Raw genomic sequence first — 25,594 nt, forward strand, 5'->3', positions numbered from 1 at the left:
TTCCACTGTATAAATTTAAAAAGATATAATTTCTGGTTCAGTAGACAGGCTGTTTTGCTTCTCATACCAAGAACAAACCACGATATGATTTTGTGTGCATCTGTGCTTGGTTTTGTAAAACAATGCTTGATTGGCTTTATTGTTACCCGACTCTTTACCCTGGTATTTTACTCAAGCGCTATAAGCGCTTTTTTGCTGATGTGCAACTTGCTGATGGCGAAGTCGTGACAGCACACTGTCCGAATACAGGGCCGATGACTGGAGTCTCAACCCTTGGTAGTCTGGTACAGTTGTCTAAAAGTGATAATCCTAACCGGAAACTTGCTTACACACTGGAACTGATTCAAGTACACGATAATCAACCAACTTGGGTAGGCGTGAATACTGCTTTACCTAATCGCATTGTCAAACTAGCTTTAGCCAAATATTTATTCCCGGAATTGGGTAACTACAGCCAAATTAAAGGTGAAGTGGTTTATGGCTTAGATAAAAAAAGTCGTGTGGATTTCTTGTTGACAGGTAGTGAGGAAGAATGCCCGATATATTTAGAAGTCAAAAACACAACTTGGGCGCAAGGAACCTTAGCATTATTTCCTGACACCGAAACCACAAGAGGGCAAAAACATTTACGAGAATTAATGGCGCTGCTACCTTCAACTCGCGCCGTCATGCTGTACTTTATTAATCGAGGTGATTGTATAGAGTTTGCCCCTGGTGATAGTACAGATCCAGTATATGGCCAGTTATTGCGGCAAGCGATCGCCCTCGGTTTAGAAGTATTACCTTGTCGGTTTGATGTTTCCCCCGAAGGTATCCGTTATTTAGGTTTGGCAAAATTAAGAATTTAAACCAATATTCTAGTCAGGAATATCAGCCGATCGCAGCTGATATCCCAACCAGTTATACTCCTGCTTAAAGTTGATGAGTAGCGAGAAAAGCTTCAACTTCTGCGGCGGTGGGTTGAGAAGCGATCGCACCTGGTTTAATAGTAGTCAAGGCTCCTACAGCACTGGCATAAGTAACAATACGTTTTGCGGTGTCTGCATCTTTTAATTTCTGGATACCATGCTGACTTAGTTGGTGGATAAATCCTGCCAAAAAGCTATCTCCCGCACCAGTCGTATCAGCTACTTTCACAGGGAAAGAAGGTAATACACCTTCGCTTTCACTTAAACAATAGGCGCAACCTTTGTCTCCATCTGTAACTAATACCCCTTCAACAGAATCTAGACGGTAAGTAATAGCTCCTGCATCTGCGGTGTCAAATAGCCATTCTGCTTCCTCTTTGGAGAGTTTGAGAAAGTCAACGCGCTTAAATATTTCTTGAATTTTTTGCCGCGCGATATTTTCGTCTTGCCAAAATACTGGTCGCCAGTTAACGTCTAGCACAATCTTGAGGTCGAATTGTTCTGCTAAATTTAAAGCACGATGAACTGCCTTTTCGCTTTCAGGATAGGCTAATTCTAAAGTACCCAAAACTAGAAAATCTGCCTCTTGAAACAGAGTAGTGGGTAATTGCTGGGCTTGCAGACGAGTGTCGGCAAATTCACATGTATCATATTTACCAAAGCCAGCGAAAGTGCGATCGCCTGCTAAATCCCGCACCACATATACTTGTCGTGTTGGCGCAGTCGGATGACGTTGTACACCTGTTATATCTACACCGACTTCTTGTAATAACTGAACCAGTGCATTCCCCGGTTCATCTTCACCTACGGCTCCAACAAATCCGGCGGAAGTTCCCAGTTTCACCAAAGCACAGGCCACATTTGCTGGCGCTCCTCCTGGATAAGGAGTCCAAGATTGCACCTCTTCCAGCTTTAGCCCCAATTGATCGGCTAAACAATCGAACAGAATTTCACCAAGACACAAAACACGGGGATTGCTCATCTCATTTTAGATTTTCGATTTGGGTTTAGGAAGTTGAGAAGAATTCTGAAGTCAGAATTCAACAATAAATGCTGTTCAGAATTTTTTCTACCTGAACTTTGAATTCTAAGTTCTGAGTTTTCCCTGTTGACCCCTGACTTTGCAGTTCTTTTGAGGTCAGTATAAAATCTACAATAATCTTCATTATCTGTCGCCAGTCCTTCACAGAACTCAATGGCAATTTTTATTACTTTTGCCGAATGTGTAGGCTCTGAATTCTACTTTTTATTTCTAGTTATAAACACTTGATTTATTCGATAAATAAGTAACAAAAAATACTAATTTTAGATATAAGCGAACTTTTCATTCTGTTGAAGTTGAAAAAATTTATTGTCAATCGTATTGCAGCTAACACTTCAAATCCCTACAAACAAAAGAATCTTCTAGAATTAAATAAAGTGATTAAGTACATATACCAAGGGAGGATAGAATCAGTCATGGCTGGTGGCGAGTCTCAGACCCCTGTTACTCTGTCAGACAGAGAACTGCAAATTATCGACTTAGTGGCCGCTGGCTTAACTAACCAAGAGATTGCAGCAAAACTGGAAATTAGCAAGCGTACAGTTGATAACCACATCAGCAATATTCTCACCAAAACCCAAACAGAAAACCGAGTGGCACTTGTCCGCTGGGCTTTACAGTGGGGCAAGGTCTGCTTGAATGATGTGAATTGCTGTCCTCTGCCTAACCAGAACGAGTGAATTGTGTGCCAGTAAAGATGCGGTCAAACAATTTTGGATTTTAGATTTGCGATAGCGTAGCGTTAGCAACGCAGGAGCGTCTTTTAGATTGAACGCACCCACTTTTGGGATGCAGCTTGGGGATTTTAGATTTTGTTCCGTTTCCTCAGCGCAGGGGCTTATACCGAAGAAACAATCCAAAATCCAAAATCCGAAATCTAAAATTGGCACGGTCAATGGCGTTTGGCAGATGCCATAAATCGCGTCTAATATTGCGATAAATTTCGTCTGGCGTGCAGCTACGACATTTTGACGGTTCACAGCTTGTTTTCCTCCTCACGCATCTATTTCAGCGTGAACCTTGAGTTCTCGTTAGCATCAACGTCCAGCAGAACAGATTACTCTGTTATTGGTTATCCTGCAAAGCTGTTACCGTTGATACCGTTTCATAAAACTGTATCAACGGTACATTTCACCATATTTAAAAAGTTATAGCAGTCGAAGCATAGATTAGGACAAGGACTAATGCTCAAACATGGACACTAGGGAGCTTTCAAAGCTGTTCCCTGTTTCCTGTTCCCTGTTCCCTGCCATATTTATCCAGTCATCAATAAAAATTAGCAATAATCCCTGGCTGCAAGCGCTACATTTGTAAGAAATCTATGTTGCTCCATCAGTTTGAAGAGCAGTGTTGCTATGGAAACTTCTGCTTCTGTTCAAGGTAGCTTGTCTTCCTTTAACTTTTTTAGCTTCGACTTTACTACACCTCAATCTACCCTAGATGCTGATTTACTCAGACAGCTATCATTCGTGCCAGGTTTGAAAGAAATGCTGATGCTGCGGCAAGTTCACGCCCTGGAACACGCCACTGTCTGGGTTCTCAGTGAAACTAAAAACGCCCATACTCCCCCAGGAAGACCCAATACAATTCAAATTGATAACGAATTATTAGGTGGCTTATCTACTGATCAAGGATTTTACCTCTATGGTGAAGTCAATATTAGCAACTTGCGCCGTGCAGTGAGTCAAGCCCTTTATCGCCTCACACATGGCGAATGGGATTTGGCAGTACATCCCCGTTGTGGCACAAATTTATCAGTAGCAATGGTGTTAACTGCTGGAATGGCTGTTGGTGTACATTTGTTGCTACCATTTAGGCCAGTTGAGCAATTGATTGGTTTAGGCTTGGCAGCTACAACAGCAGCAGAAATTGCCCCAGATATCGGTTCAATAGCACAGCGTTACCTTACAACTGCTATTCCTTTTAACCTCACAGTTGAAAATATTACTGTGGCTCGTGATGTTTGGGGACGGCAAGGGCATTTTGTCAAGGTAAAATGGCAAGAACCTAATTCTTAATTCGTAATGAGAAAGCTTTATTTTTTATTGCCTGGAACCAGTAGCAAATTTGCCTGTGGCGGTCTTTGGGCAGAGTTAAAAATATTAAAACTTGCCCAACATATTTGTAGCGCAGATGTAGTTACTTACCGCCAAAGGGAAACAGGTAAGCTGTTTTTAGATGACCTGCTTACAGAACCAAATTTAAATGATGTAATTTTTGTAATTAGTTGGGGGTTTGATATAGCTAAATTAGCTGCCAAACTCCAACAATACAATGTTGTTTATCATGCCCACAGTTCTGGCTATAAATTTAATTTACCTGCCAGTATTCCCATTATTACTGTGAGTCGCAACACCTTGGGTTACTGGGGACAAAAAGCTCCTAATACGCTCATTTATTATTTACCTAATGAAATTAGCCCGGAATTTAAAAATTTAAACTTAGAGCGGGATATTGATATTTTAGTTCAAGTACGAAAGTCTTCGGAGTATTTATTAAAAGAGCTAATTCCTGCGTTACAACAAAAATGCAATGTGCATGTAGTTGATTATTATGTAGAAGATTTACCTGGATTATTTAATCGAGCTAAGATTTATCTTTATGATTCTGCTGAGTACTGGGCGCAACAAGCTGTCAGTGAAGGCTTTGGACTGCAACCAATGGAAGCTTTAGCTTGTGGGTGTCAGGTTTTTTCTAGCGTTAATGGTGGACTTTCAGATTATTTAGATCCGGGATTTAATTGTTATAAAATAGCAGGATATTCCAAAGAGTATGATATTCAACGTATTTTGAAGGTAATTAGCTCTTCGGCAGGTTTAGGTTTATCAGAACAGGTACTTCAAGAGTATCGCCACGAAAATATTATTCAAAGGCTGCAAGTTATTTTGGATGAATTAAATGAGTTTTTTGACCACAAACAACATCATTTATCTAATATCAAAAGTTTGACAAAAGGAAGGTTAAGGAAATTAATACTTAAAAATATATATAGTAAGGTGAAGAAAAAATATTTTCGTGGTTAATTGGTGTAATACAGAAAAATTACTTACATTATTGGCTCTTTGTGCCAGTTTCTTTGATGGAACATAGTTAGTTTTACTAGCGATTACATTTTAGTTGCTTGCGGATAACATGGAATTGCAATTGTAGGTATCTCATGTAACTTAATTCAGGGGTTGAAGTATGAAATGCCCACTTATAACTTTAGCTGTTGTTGGTGCGATCGCTCTAGTTCGTCCTGTCCACGCGCAGCAAGCAGAGATAGATCCGCTAACTATCGAACGCCATGAAGCGGCTACCCTGATTATCGAACCAATTACAATCAACAATAGCGCAATTAACGCCAGCGATCGCGCTTCTACCTTAAGACAAATCGCTAACTCTATTGGCCGAGTCAGCGAAGAGAAAGGATGCAAAAACATTAAACCTTTAGATATTCTTAACGATCCGGAAGCGGCGATTAAAGAATGCGAAAAACCAAGTAATAGTCAACCTGCTCAACGTAACGGTGAACCAGTGGATTATTTAAAAACTCCTCGGCTAGATTCTGGTGTCCGTTTAACAGTTACTCAGTTTTAAAACAATCTCATACCAATGTCTTCAATCGTAATCTCTACTTTGCCTTTTTGGTAGTAGAGATTTTTAGTAGTTAAAAGTTATAGCAAACGAAGCATAGTTTAGAGGATGTTTGGAAAGTCGTGAAAGATACTAAAACCCCTCTCCAAACTTCTCCCCTGCAAGCTACGGTGTACATACAAGTGGAAGTAAACTACTAAATAAAGGGATTTGAGGCCAGCACAATGAACTTTGTAACTGACGCGCTCTGCTGATGTCAGAGTTACGATGAAGGGAAGAATCCTTTTAAATTGGCGCGTAATGACTCTGGCTGAAACTCCCAACCACGACAACTCCCTTAATCCTTTGCTCACCCTCAACTACGAACCAGCCTTAGAATCTTTGGGTGATGATTACTACGACGAAGTAGCAGCAGAGGAATTCCCCCATTACATTTTGCGTTGGCGTAATGATGCACTGTTATCTCACTTGGGACTAGATGCTCAAGTTGTTACAGATGAGCATTTCATCACCACCTTTGGCAAATTCCAGGGACGTAAACCTTTATTAGCACTGCGTTACCACGGTTATCAATTTGGTACCTATAACCCTGCTTTAGGTGATGGTAGAGGCTTTCTCTACGGTCAAGTCCGTGCGACGGATGGCGAATTATACGATTTTGGTACTAAAGGTTCTGGTAGAACACCTTACTCTCGTGGTGGCGATGGTATGCTCACACTCAAAGGCGGAGTGCGGGAAGTGTTGGCAGCCGAAGCACTACACCGTATGGGAGTCCGCACTTCTCGCTGTTTAAGCATGATTGAAACGGGTTTATCTCTATGGCGGGGTGATGAACCTTCTCCTACCCGTTCATCAGTAATGGTGAGAATGAGCAGTTCTCATATTCGCTTCGGCACTTTTGAGCGTTTTCACTATTTGCAGCGTCCGGATTTAACCAAAAAGCTTTTAGACCATGTAATTGAATATTATTACCGTCCTTTAGCCACCGAAAAAGATAAATATGCCTTGTTCTATGCAGAATTAGTCAAGCGAATTGCAGAACTAGTCGCACAGTGGATGGCAGCTGGTTTTTGTCATGGAGTTTTGAATACTGACAATATGTCCATTACTGGGGAAAGCTTCGACTATGGGCCTTATGCGTTTATCCCTACTTATGACCCATATTTCACAGCCGCATATTTCGACTATTACAAACGTTATTGTTATGGTCATCAACCCAGTATTTGCCAATGGAATTTAGAAATGCTTCAGGAACCACTGAAAGCAATTGTTCAGCCAAGTGATATGGAAGCGGGATTAGCCAGCTTTGATGATTATTATGGTGCAGAATATCGCTGTTTAATGTTGAAAAAGTTAGGTTTTGAGGAGTTGTCGCATCCAGAAGCCGATGAACTTTTAGAATTAACGATTACTTTCTTGAAAGAAAGCCAAGTTGGTTATCATCTATTTTTCTCGGAGATGGCTCGGACTTTTTCTTCTAAGTGGCGTGATGAGCCAGCTTGCGTACTAGACAGTTCAGATATTGTGCCAGCAGCAGGTACTTCAGCAATTTTTGATAATTGGTGCATCCTTTACCATAAAATCTTAAATCATTTTGATTTAGATGAGATGGAAATTATCTCACGAACCTTATATAAGTATAATCCTAAAACTGTACTACTCAGACCTGTGATTGAATCGATTTGGCAACCAATTACCGAGGATGATGATTGGCAACCTTTTGCTAATTTAATTCAGCAAATTCAATCTACATAGTAAAATCCTATTTCCATAAAAAAAGTGTAACTATTTGTACAAGCATAACAATATAGCAGGCATAAATCGTGGGTGAATATCAGATACATGAATTCTCCAAGAATTCATGTATCTGATATTTTATTCTCTAAGTTTTTTACATCACCTAGGAGGCTATATTGTTATTAAATTTACAGCAATTGGCAAATTAATCAGGTATAAAGCTAAGAATTCACAACAGATATTATTCTTCTGTCTCTTGCCTGAAAACTTATGATTTTACGTGTAACATGCTATTACGCCTCTAAAGGTTCGTTGACTGCTGACTATTGAAGGTTAAGCGTCAGCAGTCAACACGAAAACTGCTGCCAATGTCTGATCAAAGCCTGGAATAACACTTGTGTTAGTTCTAGAGTATTGCTTGTTTCTCCTAAATTATTTTGTCATAACTTTTGTTATATGGATAGCAATTATCAAGGCGATAAACTAATAGTGAAATACAAATATTAAAAAGTTACAAATTTTAGCTTTAAAATATATCAAATAACTATTTAGCAACATCATGATTAAAGTGAGTAAAACATTGATTTAATCAATATAAAAAACAACAATTGACAAAAATTGATTTTTGTTAATATTTTTTATAAAAAAGAAATTTTTTTATTTTTTGGCTAGGGATTAAATATTTATAAAAGAATAAAAGATAAATAAAATTTAAGCAGTTTCTTAAAAAGAAACTAGAAAAAATAAATTTAAAAAAGGACGGTATTGTAAAATAAATATTCATAATTTTAAGTAACAGTAATAATCATTAAGACAAATGCTGAAAGTGCTAGAGGATGAATAAGTGGTTAGGCAGCACAAATATCATCAGTTGCAAGCAATAGAAATTTTCAGCAAAAGAGAATTGCTGCCATTATTGGTGGGGATTATTGTCTCAATTGCAGTGATTCTGCTTTGGCAGAGGTTAGTAATTGAAGAGCAAACGGACATTCAACAACTTGTTCAACAGCAGGCGATCGCTATCAAAACGGAATTAACTGCCCAATTGAATACTCGAATTCTCGCATTAGAGCAAATGGGCAATCATTGGCAATTGCACGGTGGTCTGGAACAGAAACAATGGCGAACTGAAGCCGCAGCTTATGTCAACGATTTCGGAGGATATCTAGCGTTGGAATGGGTTGACCCATCATTGCGAGTCAGATGGACTGTACCCGAAATTAGCAACAAATCCTTTTACAATATCGACCTCAGCCAAGAACCTCTGCAAAAAACAGCACTATTAACAGCACGTAACCTTCAGCACACTACTGTTAGCCGCACACTAGAACTTGTCCAAGGCGGTAAAGGATTTTTCGCATACGTACCACTGTGGATAGGAGAGCAGTTTGATGGCTTTATCGCAGGAGTGTTTCAAATTCAGTTCTTATTAGATTCTATGGTGCATTTGCCCCAAGGTTATAAAATTAGAGTCTTTGATGATCAAGAGTTAATTTACGGGCAGAATCCACTACCAACACAGCTACTATCTTGGCAACAAGAAGTCGGCGTTGACTTATACGGAGTCAACTGGCAAGTAGCAGTATATCCTTCTGAAGAATTATTAACAAAATTGCGATCGCCTCTACCAGTAATGATCTTAATTTCTGGATTAATCATTGCTGGTACATTGACATTATCCATTTATTTTGCTCAGAGTACCGAACAAAGAAACCAGCATATAGTTGCCATTAATCAAGAACTAGCAGAGCGAATTTGGGAACAGAAAAAAACTGAAATTGCTCTGCGTGCTAGTGAAACACGCCTGCGAGAGTTAGTCGAAACAGTAAAAGTAATTCCTTGGGAATTTGATATCAAAACTTGGCGATTTACTTATGTCGGGCCACAAGCAGAAGCATTGTTAGACTATCCCCTAGATGAATGGTATCAAGAAAATTTTTGGCTCAATCATCTGCATCCTCACGACCGTGAACAGGTGATGCGAATTTGTCAAGAAGCAACGGCTAAGGGAGAAAACCACGAATTTGAATATCGGATGTTCACCGCCAGTGGGCGAGTTGTATGGTTGCGAGACATAGTAAATGTTGTCAAAGACGCTGGAACCCCCGTAATGCTTAGGGGGTTTATGTTTGAAATTACCGATTTAAAATTAGTAGAAGAAACTTTAAGATTACGCGAACGCGCCCTAGCAGCTGCTAGTGATGGCATTACAATTGCCGATGCTCGACTACCTAATCAACCAATTATTTACGTTAATCCTGCTTTTGAGTTAATCACAGGCTATAGCGCTAAGGACATCATTGGCTATAACTGTGCTTTTTTGCCAGGTACAGATCCCTTACAACCAACAATTCAACAACTGCAATCATCCCTGAAAGCAGGCAAAAGTTGCCAAGTACTGTTGCGGAACTACCGCAAAGATGGCACCTTATTTTGGCATGAATTGAATATTTCGCCAATCCATGATGAAACAGGTAGGTTAAGTCATTTTATTGGCATTCATACCGATATTAGCGATCGCAAACAAGCAGAAGCAACTCTGCATCGCCAAGCCCTCATCTTTGAAAACATGTATGATGGCGTAATTATCACTGATTTAACCGGAAAAATTATTGACTGGAATGGTGCGGCTGAGTGGATGTTTGGCTATAGCAAAGCCGAAATCCTAGGCAGAACAACTAGTATTTTATATAAACCTGAAGCCGTTGCTCAACTTATGCCCGAAATTTTGCCAGATATTCAGCAGCATGGACGTTGGTCTGGGGAAATTCAATTTATGCGTAAAGATGGCAGTCAAGGAATTTGTGAAACCACAGTTATTCTCTTACAAGATGAGCAAGGTCAGCCAATTGCTAGTGTGAGTTTTAATCATGACATCACAGAAAGAGTACTGGCACAACAAGCATTGCAGAGACAATTGCATCAAACACTGCTGTTAAAACAAATCACCCAGCAAATTCGTCAAAGTTTTCATAGTAAAGAAATATTTGCCACCGCAGCTATCCAAATTGGACAAGCATTTCAAGCTGAACGCTGCCTGATTCACTCTTTTATCACCGACCCTCTCCCTCGCATTCCCTTAGTAGCAGAGTATAATGATTTTCCGACTTACTGTTGTCAAGAAACATTGGAAATTCCCGTTATCGGCAATCCCCATGCCGAGCAAATGATGACCGAGGATAAAGCTCTTGCCTCTGATAACGTGTATGTTGATCCGTTACTGCAAGGAGCAGCAGAAATTTGTCAAGGCTTGAGCATAAAATCCATGTTAGCAGTCCGCACATCTTATCAAGGAGAACCCAACGGTGCGATCGGCTTACACCAGTGCAGCTATTTTCGCCAATGGACAACAGCAGAAATTGAATTATTAGAAGCAGTCGCCGCACAACTCGGCATTGCCTTAGCCCAAGCCCACCTACTAGAACAAGAAACCCGCCAACGCGAAGAACTTACCTTAAAAAACTTTGCCCTAGAACAAGCAAAACGTCAAGCAGAAGCAGCCAACCGTGCCAAAAGTGAATTCTTGGCAATGATGAGCCATGAAATTCGCACTCCGATGAATGCTGTAATTGGTATGACAGAATTGTTGTTAGATACAGAACTAACTCCCCAACAGCGAGACTTTGTAGAAACCGTTCATACCAGTGGCGATGCTTTACTAGCCATCATCAATGATATTCTCGACTTCTCCAAAATTGAATCAGGTAGGCTGGAACTCGAAGAAAAACCCTTTGATTTAAAAGCTTGTGTAGAACAAGTAATTGACCTTCTGTCCCCAAAAGCTGCCCAAAAACATATTGAACTGATTTACCTTATCCATCCCCAAGTTCCGACACAGATTGTTGGCGACATCACACGCTTGCGCCAAGTTTTAATGAACTTGCTCAACAATGCCATTAAATTCACTTCACAAGGAGAAGTAGTACTTTCTGTATATGCCAGCCAACTAGAAACTCAAAATCTCGAAACTACCTGCAACATTCTGTTTAGCATTCAAGACACAGGTATTGGCATCACTCCAGAGAAAATGGCGCGGCTATTCCAACCTTTCACCCAGGCAGATGCCTCAATGACCAGACTTTACGGCGGAACCGGATTAGGGCTGGTGATTAGCCAACGTTTAAGTGAAATGATGAACGGTAGCCTCTGGGTTAACAGTCGTGGCTGTATTGGTGGCAATCCTGATCCTGGATGGCAAAATAGCAGACCTGTCTCATCAACTTTCTCTGATTATGGTTCCACTTTCTACTTCACAATTACAACTAAAGTCGTTCCCCATTTAGCATCACGAGAAGTCAAGGCATCTTTTGCGCAGTTGGCTGGTAAGCGGCTGTTAATTGTAGATGACAATCCCAGCAACAGTAAAATTCTCAGCTTGCAAGTGCAACCCTGGCAAATGCAAACATATATTGCCCAATCAGGTGATGCCGCCTTAGCTTTGCTGGCACAAGGAATCAAGTTTGATATTGCGATTCTCGATATGCAAATGCCGAAAATTGAAGGGCTGAAACTAGCACGGGAAATTCGTCAGCAGCCTGGTGGTCAAAATCTCCCCGTGATAATTTTAACCTCCTCAAATGGCCCAGAAATAAGCAGCAACTATGATGAGATGGATTTAGCTTTCTGTTTGACTAAACCAATCAAACAATCTCAACTCCACTACGTCCTGACCCATGCTTGTAAACATCAGTTTCTCCCAACCAATATTTCTGGTTCACATACTTCCCCGTTGGAGTTTAATTTAGCCCAGAAAATGCCACTGCGAATTCTCTTAGCAGAAGATAGTTTGGTGAACCAAAAAGTGGCACTACTAATGTTACAAAAAATTGGCTACGACGCAGATGTAGTAACTGACGGGCGCGAAGTTATTCAAGCATTGCAACGTCAACCCTATGATGTAGTGTTGATGGATATTCATATGCCAGAAATGGATGGACTTAAAACCAGCCAAATCATCTCTGAGGAATGGGAAGCTAGTACTCGTCCTTATATTATTGCCATTACTGCCAACGCTATGCGCGGCGATCGCGAAACTTGTCTAGCCGCTGGGATGGACGATTATATTAGTAAACCTATACAAGTGGCAGAGTTAGCCCAAGCGCTGAGCAAGTGCCAGCGTCCTATCCCAACACCAGAACTACCTACACAAATGTCCTGGCAAACTCAAACTGAACTCCCAAACCTAAACTGCACGAAATCCACAGTTGATCACAAGATTTTGCAATCTCTGCGTCAGATGTTATCTGGAGATAAAATCGCATTTGCAGAACTAATACAATGTTATCTAATAGAAGCTCCGAAACTTATACAAGAAATTCAAGCATCGGTAGTAGCTGAAGATGTCGAAACTTTATGGAAGACAGCACACAAACTCAAATCCAGCAGTGCTTCTGTCGGTGCAACCAACCTAACAAACCTTTGCAAGCAGTTAGAAGTCAAAGGCAGAAGTAATGAGCTTCTTGGATGTGCAGATATCTTGTCACAACTTCAGCAAGAATATGAGCAAGTCAAAACTGGATTGCAATTAGAACTGGAGGCGGGAGTATGAAAAACAACTTTCAAAAAAACCAATCTCTAGTTCTGATTGTTGATGACGAACCCTTTATCCGTACTCAGCTGCGGCTTGCTCTAGAGCGAGAAGGCTATCAGATAGCAGAAGCACGAGATGGTATAGAAGCGTTAATGCTGTTTCAGCAATTGCACCCCCAAATCGTCCTCATGGATGCCATTATGCCCGGTATGGATGGATTTGAGTGTTGTATGCAATTGCGCTCGTTAGCTCATGGCAAGTATACACCAGTGTTAATGATTACTGGGCTGGAAGATGAAGAGTCAGTAGACCATGCATTTGCTGTGGGTGCTATAGATTATGTGACTAAACCAATTCACTGGCCTGTATTGCGCCAACGGGTAAAACGCTTAATTCAGCAATCTCAGCTACAACAACAGCTAGAAACTGCTAATCAAGAATTGCAAAGATTGGTAACTATCGATGGTTTAACTCAAGTAGCCAGCCGCAGACGCTTTGAAGAATATTTTGCCCAAGAGTGGCAACGAATGGCACGAGAGCAATTGCCTTTGTCTTTGATTCTTTGTGATGTTGATTATTTTAAATCTTATAACGATACTTATGGCCATCGGGCAGGCGATCGCTGTTTGCAAAAGGTGGCACAAGCAATCAAAGATAGTGTTAAACGTCCAGCCGATTTAGTAGCTCGTTATGGCGGTGAAGAATTTGCGGTGATTCTACCAAAAACAGAAATTCAGGGGGCATTGCGGTTAGCAGAAAAAATTTGCTCGGTTGTGAGGAGATTGGCAATTCCCCATAGCAATTCTCAAGCAAGTGGTTATGTGACCATTAGTGCTGGGGTAGCCACAGATATTCCTCAGCCTGGTTCAGACTTTCAAGATATGATATCTGCTGCCGATCGCGCATTATATCAAGCAAAAATTGAAGGGCGCGATCGCTTTCAACAGGCTAACAAGCAAGCACCTACTAATTTTTCGATTCCCCGTTGGGGTGCATAATATAGCAAAGTGCTGAGTGCTGAGGAGCCACTGCGTTGCGGAGGTTCCCTCCGTTGAAGCAAGTGGCGTTGCTGAGTGCTGAGTATAAATCCAGTAATTTCAAGGCTTTGAACAATCAACACTGTCTTAACCTAAGTGACTACAGCTATATTTTTTGTACTAGCAGGCATTAGGGATGTAAATTGCTCCAACAGTGCGGTCTGGGCAGATTTCAATCACTAAATCTACCACAGATGGCGATCGCAGCATTGGCTTAAGGAATAATTCTGGGTGGAGAGAACGCCAAAAATAATTGACAAAATCTTCAATCTGTGCATCACTCATACCTGATTTACCAGCAGCAATCATTTGTTGTTCGGCTTGCTTGCGCCATTCTAGGGAACTACGATAATCAGTGGGATAAAGCATAATCAAACTATCTAATCGCTCCCAAAGTGGTAGATAACTGCTCAACTGACGATTCATATCACGCGCAAATTCTTTGTCTGCCTTTGTAATAATTGGCGGTGGGGCTATATCAAATGCGTTTGGGTCAATTGGTTGCACACCCACAAACCAGCCTTCAAATAATACGATATCTATATTTTTAACAATTTCTGGAGTCGTGCGATCGCCTGCACCGCCATGAGCCGATTTATCAAACCGGGGAATATTGACAGAAGTTTTTCCTTGACGAATTTGATCTAGGACATTTAAACCTAAATCTAAATCATGGGTTCCTGGTGGGCCACGCCAAATCAAGCGGGGGTCTTGCTGTAATAATGCTAAGCGATCGCTGTAAGTTTTGTATAAGTCATCCAATGACCAACTCAGGGTGCGGTATCCCAACTGCTGGAGAATGATGGTTAAAACTTGGCACATTGTGGTTTTGCCTGTGCCTTGTACTCCTAAGATACCTTGAATCAACGGACGGTCTAGGTTTTGACGGTGGGCTGCTAATTTCATTCCTAAAGGGAGCCACAAGTCCCACAACAAAACCAACATTTGCTCAAAGTTAGCACGCAGGTTAGTTTGGCAAAATTGCCGCAACGCTGGTAGAACTGATTTGAGTAACTGCGATCGCCTTTGAATAATTTCATCAACATTTGTTGGTGTAATCCCAAAAGCCTTTGCTCTTGAAAAATCAACCAAGGCTGCTGCTCGTGCTTGCTGCCAAGTTAATTCTCGGACATCCTCTGTTATAATCTCCCTGAGCCAAGAATGCATCTACATCTCCTTCAACAGCACGAACCACAAATTTTTCTAAGAGCCTAACTTAAAGGCTTCCACAAACAAACTGTAAGTGAACCCCAGTTTTAGAGTATTCAAGTATTCTAACCAGAGCGGTCTTTTAGCAAAAAAGTTACGACTATAAAATATGCGGCTGGTTAACTCAGTTAATATCACTAAAAATGCTGCTACAACAATGTCTAATTCTGCTTTTTGTCCTGCTATTGTAGAGATTGCTGTTCCTAGAAAAAAGCCAAACAAAAAACTAATTATTAATAATGATATTCGCCGCCAAGGATTCAGAAACCATCGCCCTAAACTACTAGCAACGGCATCTAATAAATTATTAATTCGAGTGTTTTGCATCCATCAATACCTCAAAATTATGCAGATTACTTTTATTAAGAAACAATATTTGAATATTATGAGAAATTCTCGGAATTTTAACTACTGATTAATAACTTATACTTCTGATCTGCCTGGTTAAAATACTGTTAAATATATTGTATATTTTATTTCATCACCAATAGCAATCAGAATTTTGCCATGATTAATCATGAATTGTTGAAAAATGTAAATAATTTATAGATAATATATCTCAGGGTTTAACAACAAACATTTTGTTGTTCATACTACCCCAAGACTAAAAACTTTTGCAGGTAATTATACGCTTTAATGTTTATTTTTATGTATCCTTATTTTCTCCGTCTTGCTGAAACACTGCAAAACTCAACGTAACAATGGCAAATAGAAAGCTTTTTTACGTAAAATTAAGGTAATTATTCATGCAAATGCTGATTTCCGAAAAATGATATGTATGATACATTGCATAGCTTAATTTCATGAGAGCTATTGTAAGCAAGTCAGTAAATTTCGTGAATTCAGACGGCAGAGAATAAGCTAATATTTGGCCAAGACTAAACAAATACTTATTTCTAACCAATATCAAAATGAAATCTCAGGTGTATCGTAAGGCTGCTGTTACAGCTTGTACCTTGGGGCTGCTTGGATTGCTAGTGGGATGTTTAGATTTAGATGTGTCATTTGAGACTACGAATCCTGACACATCTGAAGCAGCATCTACTAATATGCCTCAGGCAAAAAGCAATTCAGAACTACCTATATTAGATGCTACAAATACATCCACAAATGTTTCTAGTACCATCACAATACCAGCAAACCAAATAGAACAAAGTACCAGCCAAGTTCAATCTATCTTGGTAAACCGTTCTAATGCGGCTGGTAGTGCCAAAACCCAAGGCACTTTGCGGATGAGTAATCAAACTGATCAGCCTGTACGTTTGGCATTACTAGCAAGACAATCAAAAAGTAAAGGCTCGGCTAGTAGCAAGATTAACTATGATATCCCAGCACATTGGGATTTTGCACCGCAAGAAGGTAGTAGCAAGGGCTTGCTGCTTTCCTTGCCCAATGGCAACTTAAAGCTAGAAAAAGGAGATATTTTAGTCGCCTTTGCCCAGGATGGTTCTCGACGCTACTGGGGGCCTTATGTTGTTGGTGAAACTTCCCTCCCAACTTGGAATAACCAAACTAAAGAATGGCTGTTGGTACTTAGTCCATAGTCAAAGGTCAAAAGTCCATAGTCCTGAGATGATAGTGTTTAGTTGATGACTAGTACAAAGCAAAAATCATAAAGAACAAAATCTCACTTGTTAACGACTAATAACTATTAACGGGCAACAGGGAACAGGGAACAGAGACTGTCTGTGACGGGGGATTTAAGCCCCCGTCAAGACTTGCCACCTATAGGTGGGGGACTCAAACCCAACGGTGGGGAAAGGGAACAAACGGACGAACCGCTGGCACTGAGCTTTGCCGAAGTGTTGCCTGTTGCCCGTTCCCTGTTCCCTCTCCCGCAGGGAGTTGACTGTTGACTGATAACTATTGACTAATAACTAAATGAGGATGAAATTGAGTAATTTCCACACTGTTAACCAATGGTTCAACAAGATAATACAGCGTCCATCTCTAGCCGTAACTTTATCGATTTTGTGGTTGATGCTGATTGGTTGGATAGGCTACGGGTGGAATTTAGGCAGTATTGGCTTAGTTGATGAAACAGAGCCGCTGTTTGCGGAAGCATCCCGGCAAATGTTTGTCACCGGGGATTGGATTACGCCCTTTTTTAACGGTGTAACTCGGTTTGACAAACCTGCCTTGGTTTACTGGTGTCAGGCGATCGCTTATGGCATGATTGGCGTGAACGAGTGGGCTGTGCGTCTCCCATCTGCGATCGCCGCAATTGCAGTCATTAGTTTAGGTTTTTATACTGTACAGTGGCACTTGGCAAAGCAAGACACAGCAGCACAAGTTGAGCGTCCGACTCGCCGCTACTTAACAGCTGCGATCGCAGCAGCTATTATGGCACTCAATCCAGAGATGATTGTCTGGGGAAGAACCGGTGTTTCAGATATGCTACTGACTGGCTGCATTGCTTCTTCTCTGTTATGTTTTTTTCTGGGTTATGCCAGTCAAGAGGGGAGTCGGGAGTCGAGAGTTGGGAGTAGAGAAGCAGTTTCCCATTTCCTACTCCCCAATAAATGGTATTTAGCTTGTTATGTATTAATTGCTGGGGCAATTTTAACTAAAGGCCCTGTAGGCATAGTGTTACCGGGGATAATTATTCTGGCTTTCTTGATTTATGTGGGCAAGTTACGCGAAGTCCTGCGCGAAATGCGTCCACTACTTGGAATACTAATTATTGTTGCTTTATCAGTCCCTTGGTATGTATTAGTAATTTGGCGGAACGGCTGGAATTATATTAATTCGTTTTTTGGATATCACAACATAGACCGTTTTACAGAAGTAGTTAATGGTCATTCCGCCCCTTGGTATTTTTATTTTTTGGTGGTGCTTTTAGGTTTTGCACCATACTCTGTATATTTACCCGCAGCCTTCGCTCGACTCAAGTTTTGGCAGCGATCGCACTGGCTAATGCAAGAACGCTCTCAGCAATTAGGTTTATTTGCTTGTATTTGGTTTTTAGGAGTTTTTGGTTTTTTCACAATTGCTGTGACCAAACTGCCTAGCTATGTTTTACCGCTGATGCCAGCCGCTGCTATTTTGGTAGCTTTATTGTGGAGCGATTATTTTCCTACACCATCTGCCTCTAGTTCTCGATCTCCGCAAAAATTATTTTGGTTTAGTGGCTGGGCAAACGTTGTTTTGTTCTCGGCCTTGTCTGTGGCGATATTTCAAATAACCCAGTTATTAGGTAGCGATCAAGCTGCGCCTAACTTCCGCCAAACTCTACAAAATTCAGGTATTACACAACTAGGGGGTTCTATCTGGCTGTTGAGTGCTATAAGTGTGGCATTTTTATTAATAACTCGGCGTTGGCGGGGCATTATTGGTGCAAATTTGTTGGGGTTTGTGGCATTTTTAATTGTTGTTTTGATGCCTGCTATGTTTTTGATGGATCAAGAACGTCAGATGCCTTTGAGGGAAATTTCTGCTGTTATTTCCCAGGTAAAACAACCAAACGAAGAATTGCTAATGGTTGGCTTTAAAAAACCGAGTGTAGTTTTTTACAGTCATCAACAAGTTAATTTCATCAAATTAACAAAAGATGCTGTTGTGTATATCAAAAATCAAACGAATCTGCCTTTAAAAGCACCTTCATTGCTGGTTTTGGCAGAACATAGAAACCTTGTCAAAATGGATTTACCTCCTGATGATTATGAAAATTTAGCTTCAAAAGGTGCTTATCAGTTGATTAGAATTTCTTTCAAGAAAATGAAGCAACAAAAGCAAAATATTTCTCTAATTTCTCAGAAAACAAGCTCCCAAATTCTTTGAGAAATCGGTGATGAGTCCCTCTCGATTTTTCAATAAAAATTAACCCTTTTTCTGCTGATGCTGAAATAATGCTTGATTAATCTGATGCAATAAATCTTCCATTGAGATTGAGCGAGACAGAACCTCGGTGGCGATCGCACTAATTGATTTATCTACATGATCCCGACTGCTATTTTTGTGCTGCTTGATTTCTCCTGAATACTTCATTGCGTGATGATTTATCCGCTGGTCAATTACCAAAATAGGCGGCAAATTAAAAGGTGAATCTTTTAAGGCTGTGAGAGCTTTCAGCACATCCTGATGAATTGGCGTTTCGCCTAAGCAAATTAGCAACAAATCAACACTATTGTGACGAATTTGTTGTGTTACTTCTGTCCAGCAGCGCCCAATTGCCGCTTTCAAACCTGCTGTTTGCAGATACTGAATTAAAGCTTGAAACCACTCAGATCCTCTTTCGGCAGTAGTGTTATTCAGGGTAGAATTTTTCAGGTTACGATAATTTCTGACTTGTTTACGTCTGATTTGGGGTAAATCATGTAGTGTTGTCAAATCCACCACTAAAATACTCGGTGGGCAACAAATACCAGAAGCAATTTGTAAAACTGACAACAGAGGATCTATTTTGTCAGGGCGATTTCCATGATTTTTCCCAAATGGTGTTAAACAGGGAAATACCGAAAGCCCAGGTATTTGCGAAGCGGCCAAGCTAGTAGCAACATCACAAGTTACCAATGGTAGAGCCACCAAACGGGGATGCTGAATTAATTGTTGTAAATAAGTTTGAGCTAAATAACTTTCTACATCTAATAAGATGACATCAAACTGCCAAACCCGTGCTAAGAGTTCTGCTTGGTCTAGGTTATCCACTTCTATCACCCGATGTTCACGCAGAGAGGGATGGGGGTTGATGGATACTAATTCGGGATTGACCAATCTCAGAATTCGCAGTGGTTGATTTTTGGCAATCGTTTGAGCAGTGTCAACATTTGACGTTGAAACTGTTGGTTTAGCGCACAATTTCTCCAAAAGTGGTGCTAAAGCCAAATTTTCTATGGGTAAGCTCAAGAAACCATCGGCTTGGTTAGCAAATGCTTGGTCTTTTTCTGCGCCTGTGGCTGTGACAATTACAGGGATATGACGCGTCGCTGCATCAGATTTCAGCAATGTCAGTACATCCCAACCTGAAAGTAATGGTAATAAAGGATTTAAAAATACAGCTTGTGGTTGTAAGCGTCGGGCTTTTTCGACGGCTTCTGTACCTGAACGCGCAATGATGACTCGATAACCTAAACCTTTGAGTTGTTCAGCTAAGTCTTCAATGTATCGCGCCACGGCTTCGACTATTAGCACTAACCTTTGAGAACAACCAGGGAGATGCGCCGTATTGCTGACTGGGGACGCTACGGAAGTTGGAATTTTTTGAATGCCAATATTTTGCTGTGTTCTCTCTTCTTGATTACTTGTGTCGGTATCAGTAAAACCTGTAGTTGGCGGGCTGGGTGGTAGTAATAGTGTAAATTGGCTACCTTTGCCTTCTTGAGACAAAAAGCTGACATCCCCTCCGTGCAGGCGGGCTAAAGCTCTGGTTAATACTAGCCCTAAACCAGTTCCTTCAAATTGCCTAGTGAGCGGGTTTTCTAGTTGTTGGAATTTTTGAAAAATTAAGTGTTGCTGATGTTCAGGAATACCAATGCCCGTATCCCAAATGGTAAAGGCAATCCAACCTTCCCAACGACTGACGCGTAAACCAATTTCGCCGGATGTTTCAGTGAATTTAAAAGCGTTGGAAAGCAAATGTACCAACATCTGACGCAAGCGCAATTCATCTGCCACCATTTGGTCTAAGCCTGGTTCAATTGTCAAAGTGAATTTTGGTATTGATGAACTGATGGTTGAGGCTTGATTGGTGGGTACAGTTTTGCTACTTTGAGTGTGGATAGCTTTGACTTCCGATTGGGCGCGATCGCACACGCTGCGAATATTAACTGGTGCGAGTGCCAATTCCATCTGTCCCGTTTCCATCCGGGTCAAATCTAAAATGTCATTGACCACACTCATTAAGTGACGACCGCTTTGATGAATCAGTCCGGCGTAGCGGGCTTGCCGTTCGTTCAATTCTCCTAATTGTTGGTCTACTAGCAATCGTGATAATCCCAACACTGCTGTAAGGGGTGTCTTCAATTCATGACTAATACAAGCTAAAAATTCATCTTTTAAGCGATTAAGTTGAATCAAGTCAGCATTTTTCGCTGCCAATTCTTTGCACAGCTGTTGCTGTTCAGTGACATCTGTTGCCAACACCAACCACAGATGATCAGAATTTTCGACTGGCTGACCATCCACAGCTTTGAATTCTGGACTATCTAGAGGAATTTTGGCAAATTGCCAGACTCGTTCCTGACCGTTTTGTTCTTCGACAACACAGGTACAAGTCCCCATTTGACTATCTAAAAAGCAGCGATTAAAGCTATGGGGAGGAGAAACGGGTGATTCTTGTAAGTGATGAAAATTGGGTGTAGATGATGGCGATTGCGGTAGTAAATTGTTATGGGGTAAGGCTTCGTGCCTCACTGCCCAAGTATTTTCTCCCGAATGCAGTTTCAGTTGTGATAATGTATTATCCTCACTGTAGGGAACTTTAACGGTTGTTTGCTTAGCGTATTCTGGTTGTTTGCTCAGAATTGGCGAGAGTATCGCCGCTACTTGTTTTCGCACATCTTCGGGATCTTTCAAGGCTCCCAATTGCTGCCACCAAGCTGGATTTTGGGAGACTATCTCACCAGTACTGGTTTGCAGCATCAACGGCCAAGGCAGTTGTTCGAGTAATTTGATCAGTGGTTTATGTAACAATGACTGAAGTTGATTGGTTTGGTGCGATCGCCAGTGGGTTTTGACTTTGGCCGCATTACTATGGGATGTGTCGGGATGTTCTAGGGAAATTTTGCCCGTCGATCTCCAAGCATGGGAGTATTTTTTGCCAGCCGTAGTTATGCCTGCCTTTTCTTGGGCTAATAATCTCAACAAACGGCTGCTGTCTAACAAGCCTAATAATTTGCCTTCTTGATCAACCAGTGTCCAATTAACATTGTTGCTCGATTGAGCAGCAGAATAGTAACGCAATAACTGCACAAATTGCTCAACGCGATCGCTTGCTGCTATTATTTGTATTGGCTCAAAAATGCTTTGTTTCCAGAGTGTCAGTGGCTGTTGTAACAAATGTAAATATTGCTCTTCTGGAGATTCTACCAATAGTTTTTGTGTTAAGTTGGCAGATTTTAACAGACCAATGGGTGCTTGCTGTTGATTTACTACTACTAGGCGATCGCACTGCTGTTGCTCAAAAATTTCTAAGGCCGCTACTAAAGTGCTTGTTTCGCCGCATTTGGGTACGGGTGCGAGAAAATTATAAAGCGGGTACTGTAGCATTGACATAAGGCTTTAGGGTTAATTCTTCCTCTGGCGGCGTTTGGCTTTAGCATGAGCGATTTGGTAGATAGTGTTCGCGCTTACAGTAATATCCTCACAACAAAAGTCATTTCTCCAATTCTTGCTTTAGCTGTAACACCATTGCCCTGGTGGGTTTGTCTGAGACATAGCATCGCTGGTTGATTTGAATTTTCCCAGTGTCAGTTTTTGCCTTTGCCACTTTATCAATTTGGGGAAATAACCTTACAGTGTTTTACTGGTATTGTCACTCCTGATTAAAAGTGACAGCTAAAACAATTATGGCTCCAAACATTCGCTTTAGAACCTTGAGGAATTATAATGATTTAGAATACGCGCATACTTTAAGTTAGTTTAAGTATCCTATCAAGGGGTGAAATCAAAAAATCTATATTCTGATAGATATACATATGCGAATCTCAATCAACTAATGTATCCTCTATAACGAACACCTCATCAACCGCTCAATAAATATTCCTGCTCACTTGTTGTCTGTGTTTGTTGAGTCAACTATAGACATTTGTGTATCTAGAGCGGTACTCGATAATCGACAAACAACTTGACTTATTATTAGTCAGGTTCTCTAAAGTTTTACTCAAACTTTGTTCAACTTAACCAACTTTGGTTGGAATGCTTAAGCAAGATGTTTAAATATATAAATGCTACTACCTATACTATTTTTCCAACCAAATGTTAAAAAAATTTTAGATAATCTCGCTGGGCTATGTATCCAACTACCATTGAACCCAAGCAGTTGGTGGTTTCTTCAGTCTAATTCAGCCCAATTTAGCACATGGAATTCGATTGCCGCCACCACAGCTAGACTTTACTACTTACTGAATTTGTTGCCAGAAAATCTTAATGAAAATTTTATAGACAAATATTATTACGTTTTGGCGTGCCAGCAGCAAAAACCACAGCAGGTTTTTCAGCAAATGACTCAAGTGGATAAGCAGGTATTGTTACAACAAATTAAATCTGATTATCGCCAGATTCTTATAGATTACTTTACTACAGACAAAACCTTGAAAGAAAAAATTGATAAATTTATCAATACAGTGTTTTGTGCTAATATTCCTGTGCCTCAAATCATAGAGATTCACATGGAACTCATTGAAGAATTTTCTAAACAGCTAAAATTAGAAGGAAGGAGTGATGAGACATTACTTGATTATCGATTGACTTTAATAGATGTCCTAGCACACCTGTGTGAAGCTTATAGATGTGCAATTTCTAAATAGTACATTACACCCATCAACCAGCATATACTCAACAGTCACGAACAACTATGTATTTCACTAAATTCAGTAGAACCAGATTCTATGTGATTTTTTATGTTTAAGTTTGTACCTTTATGAATAAAGCCAGAAAAACTTATGTTCTCAAGCTTTACGTAGCTGGGAACACCCCTAACTCAGTCCGGGCATTAAAAACACTAAAAAACATTTTAGAGCAGGAGTTTCAAGGTGTTTATGCACTGAAAGTAATCGACGTAATGAAAAATCCCCAACTGGCTGAAGAAGATAAAATCTTAGCTACACCAACATTATCGAAAATTTTGCCGCCTCCCGTTCGTAAAATTATTGGTGATCTTTCAGACAGAGAAAGAGTATTAATTGGATTAGATTTGCTTTATGAAGAACTGAGTGAAGAAGACTGGGAAGAGTCGCACAACCTTTAATCTAAATTTTTTGATTACAAATTAGCAACTTTAGTAATAGAAGAACCGGGTTAAAAACCCATATATGATCCAGCAATGAGTGACAACGAGCAAAAAGAGCAAAACCATACACCGATTGGGGGTGTAGAAAAAATTCGGACAATGATAGAGGGCTTTGACGATATTAGTCATGGTGGTTTACCTGTAGGAAGAACCACCTTAGTCAGTGGCACCTCTGGTACAGGTAAAACCTTATTATCCCTTCAGTTCCTGTATAACGGCATTACCTATTTTGATGAGCCAGGAGTATTTGTTACCTTTGAAGAATCGCCCAGTGACATTATTAAAAATGCTCATATATTTGGGTGGAACTTGCAACGTTTAATCGATGAAGGCAAGTTATTTATTCTGGATGCTTCTCCAGATCCAGAAGGTCAAGATATTGTGGGCAATTTTGACCTTTCGGCATTAATTGAGCGCTTACAATATGCGATTCGTAAATATAAGGCCAAACGAGTTTCCATTGACTCAATTACCGCAGTATTTCAACAGTATGAAGCAGTAGGAGTAGTCAGACGAGAAATTTTCCGCCTTGTAGCCAGACTCAAACAACTGAATGTCACCACCATCATTACCACCGAACGAGGTGAAGAATACGGGCCTGTAGCATCTTTTGGCGTTGAAGAATTTGTTTCGGATAACGTGGTAATTGTGCGGAATGTATTAGAAGGAGAACGTCGGCGGCGGACGACAGAAATTCTCAAGCTACGCGGTACAACTCACATGAAAGGTGAGTATCCTTTTACAATTACCAATGCCGGAGTCAACATCTTCCCCTTGGGTGCAATGCGCTTGACTCAAAGGTCTTCTAATGTCCGCGTTTCTTCAGGTGTCAAAACACTAGATGAAATGTGTGGTGGTGGTTTCTTTAAAGATTCGATTATTTTAGCAACAGGAGCCACTGGTACTGGAAAAACACTACTTGTGAGTAAATTTTTACAAAATGGTTGTGTTAACAGTGAACGCGCAATTTTATTTGCCTATGAAGAATCACGTGCTCAACTGTCACGCAATGCTTATTCTTGGGGCATTGATTTTGAGGAACTAGAACATCAAGGTTTGCTCAAAATAATTTGTACCTATCCTGAATCAACTGGTTTAGAAGATCACTTGCAAATTATCAAGTCAGAAATTGCTAATTTTAAACCATCAAGAATTGCCATTGACTCACTCTCAGCCCTAGCAAGAGGAGTGAGTAACAATGCTTTTCGGCAGTTTGTGATTGGTGTAACCGGTTATGCCAAACAAGAAGAAATTACTGGTTTTTTTACCAACACAACTGACCAATTTATGGGTTCCCATTCCATTACTGACTCCCATATTTCTACAATTACAGACACAATTTTGATGTTGCAGTACGTAGAAATTCGTGGAGAAATGTCGCGGGCAATTAACGTATTTAAAATGCGAGGTTCGTGGCACGATAAGGGAATTCGTGAGTATAATATTACGGCTGACGGCCCAGAAATTAAAGATTCTTTCCGGAATTACGAACGTATTGTCAGCGGTGCGCCTACCCGCGTTAGCATCGACGAAAAGGCAGAACTTTCTCGCATAGTCAAAAGTTTTGAAGACAAAAGGAGTACCGATTCCTAAATTTGGTATCGTGCT

At 40.6% G+C, this 25,594-nt stretch carries 18 protein-coding genes; 14 read left to right on the forward strand and 4 right to left on the reverse strand.

Translation table 11 applies throughout. The annotated features are described in order from the left end of the window. The first annotated feature begins 122 nt into the window (after positions 1 to 122). Positions 123 to 848, forward strand: a complete 726-nt coding sequence (gene sfsA / locus ACMX3D_RS10430; protein ID WP_482751349.1) for a DNA/RNA nuclease SfsA — start codon at positions 123 to 125, stop codon at positions 846 to 848. Between the two features lie 64 nt (positions 849 to 912). Here the strand turns inward: sfsA and ACMX3D_RS10435 are convergent, their stop codons facing one another. After that, on the reverse strand, positions 913 to 1,890 hold the full coding sequence (locus ACMX3D_RS10435) for a carbohydrate kinase family protein (RefSeq protein ID WP_482751350.1): 978 nt from the start codon (positions 1,888 to 1,890) through the stop codon (positions 913 to 915). Positions 1,891 to 2,366: 476 nt separating this feature from the next. Here ACMX3D_RS10435 and pedR point away from each other — a divergent pair, with 476 nt between their 5' ends. The 7 genes from pedR to ACMX3D_RS10470 all read left to right on the forward strand — a co-directional run bounded on the left by pedR (position 2,367) and on the right by ACMX3D_RS10470 (position 13,791). After that, on the forward strand, positions 2,367 to 2,630 hold the full coding sequence (pedR, locus tag ACMX3D_RS10440) for a photosynthetic electron transport-dependent transcriptional regulator PedR (RefSeq protein ID WP_190979368.1): 264 nt from the start codon (positions 2,367 to 2,369) through the stop codon (positions 2,628 to 2,630). 675 nt (positions 2,631 to 3,305) lie between these two features. After that, entirely contained in the window at positions 3,306 to 3,968 is a 663-nt protein-coding gene (locus ACMX3D_RS10445) for a DUF6391 domain-containing protein (protein ID WP_482751351.1), read from the forward strand. Between the two features lie 6 nt (positions 3,969 to 3,974). After that, positions 3,975 to 4,973 carry a glycosyltransferase gene (locus tag ACMX3D_RS10450; RefSeq protein ID WP_482751352.1) on the forward strand — a complete coding sequence of 333 codons (999 nt, stop codon included), beginning with the start codon at positions 3,975 to 3,977 and terminating at the stop codon, positions 4,971 to 4,973. A gap of 160 nt (positions 4,974 to 5,133) precedes the next feature. Then, complete coding sequence (locus ACMX3D_RS10455; protein WP_482751353.1) at positions 5,134 to 5,529, forward strand: hypothetical protein; 396 nt, start codon at positions 5,134 to 5,136, stop codon at positions 5,527 to 5,529. A 297-nt stretch (positions 5,530 to 5,826) separates the two neighbouring features. Beyond that, positions 5,827 to 7,281 carry a protein adenylyltransferase SelO gene (locus tag ACMX3D_RS10460; RefSeq protein WP_482751354.1) on the forward strand — a complete coding sequence of 485 codons (1,455 nt, stop codon included), beginning with the start codon at positions 5,827 to 5,829 and terminating at the stop codon, positions 7,279 to 7,281. An 826-nt stretch (positions 7,282 to 8,107) separates the two neighbouring features. Further along, the gene (locus ACMX3D_RS10465) at positions 8,108 to 12,811 is read left to right on the forward strand and encodes a PAS domain S-box protein (protein WP_482751355.1); all 4,704 of its coding nucleotides are present in this window, start codon (positions 8,108 to 8,110) and stop codon (positions 12,809 to 12,811) included. Continuing rightward, positions 12,808 to 13,791 (forward strand): diguanylate cyclase domain-containing protein, encoded by a 984-nt coding sequence (locus ACMX3D_RS10470; protein ID WP_482751356.1) that lies wholly within the window; start codon positions 12,808 to 12,810, stop codon positions 13,789 to 13,791. The genes ACMX3D_RS10465 and ACMX3D_RS10470 overlap by 4 nt, the downstream gene beginning before the upstream one ends. A gap of 159 nt (positions 13,792 to 13,950) precedes the next feature. On the opposite strand, the gene ACMX3D_RS10475 is transcribed toward ACMX3D_RS10470, so the two are convergent. Further along, positions 13,951 to 14,997 carry a glycerate kinase gene (locus ACMX3D_RS10475; protein ID WP_482751357.1) on the reverse strand — a complete coding sequence of 349 codons (1,047 nt, stop codon included), beginning with the start codon at positions 14,995 to 14,997 and terminating at the stop codon, positions 13,951 to 13,953. A 36-nt stretch (positions 14,998 to 15,033) separates the two neighbouring features. Then, positions 15,034 to 15,366 (reverse strand): DUF565 domain-containing protein, encoded by a 333-nt coding sequence (locus ACMX3D_RS10480; RefSeq protein ID WP_482751358.1) that lies wholly within the window; start codon positions 15,364 to 15,366, stop codon positions 15,034 to 15,036. Between the two features lie 584 nt (positions 15,367 to 15,950). Between ACMX3D_RS10480 and ACMX3D_RS10485 the strand changes: the two genes are divergently transcribed. The 3 genes from ACMX3D_RS10485 (at position 15,951) to ACMX3D_RS10495 (ending at position 18,819) form a co-directional block, all read left to right on the forward strand. Then, positions 15,951 to 16,583 (forward strand): hypothetical protein, encoded by a 633-nt coding sequence (locus tag ACMX3D_RS10485; protein WP_482751359.1) that lies wholly within the window; start codon positions 15,951 to 15,953, stop codon positions 16,581 to 16,583. Between the two features lie 144 nt (positions 16,584 to 16,727). Next, complete coding sequence (locus tag ACMX3D_RS10490; protein WP_482751360.1) at positions 16,728 to 16,895, forward strand: hypothetical protein; 168 nt, start codon at positions 16,728 to 16,730, stop codon at positions 16,893 to 16,895. 25 nt (positions 16,896 to 16,920) lie between these two features. Further along, entirely contained in the window at positions 16,921 to 18,819 is a 1,899-nt protein-coding gene (locus ACMX3D_RS10495; protein WP_482751361.1) for an ArnT family glycosyltransferase, read from the forward strand. Positions 18,820 to 18,858: 39 nt separating this feature from the next. Here the strand turns inward: ACMX3D_RS10495 and ACMX3D_RS10500 are convergent, their stop codons facing one another. After that, positions 18,859 to 22,251 (reverse strand): ATP-binding response regulator, encoded by a 3,393-nt coding sequence (locus ACMX3D_RS10500; RefSeq protein WP_482751362.1) that lies wholly within the window; start codon positions 22,249 to 22,251, stop codon positions 18,859 to 18,861. 671 nt (positions 22,252 to 22,922) lie between these two features. Here ACMX3D_RS10500 and ACMX3D_RS10505 point away from each other — a divergent pair. From ACMX3D_RS10505 to kaiC, 3 genes are all read left to right on the forward strand, one after another. Continuing rightward, entirely contained in the window at positions 22,923 to 23,504 is a 582-nt protein-coding gene (locus ACMX3D_RS10505) for a KaiA family protein (RefSeq protein WP_482751363.1), read from the forward strand. A gap of 113 nt (positions 23,505 to 23,617) precedes the next feature. Then, a complete protein-coding gene (gene kaiB / locus ACMX3D_RS10510) occupies positions 23,618 to 23,944 on the forward strand; it encodes a circadian clock protein KaiB (protein ID WP_482751364.1) in 327 nt (108 codons plus the stop codon). A 75-nt stretch (positions 23,945 to 24,019) separates the two neighbouring features. Next, positions 24,020 to 25,579 carry a circadian clock protein KaiC gene (gene kaiC, locus ACMX3D_RS10515; RefSeq protein WP_482751365.1) on the forward strand — a complete coding sequence of 520 codons (1,560 nt, stop codon included), beginning with the start codon at positions 24,020 to 24,022 and terminating at the stop codon, positions 25,577 to 25,579. Positions 25,580 to 25,594 lie beyond the last annotated feature (15 nt).

The organism is Anabaena sp. TISTR 8404 (assembly GCF_056847745.1).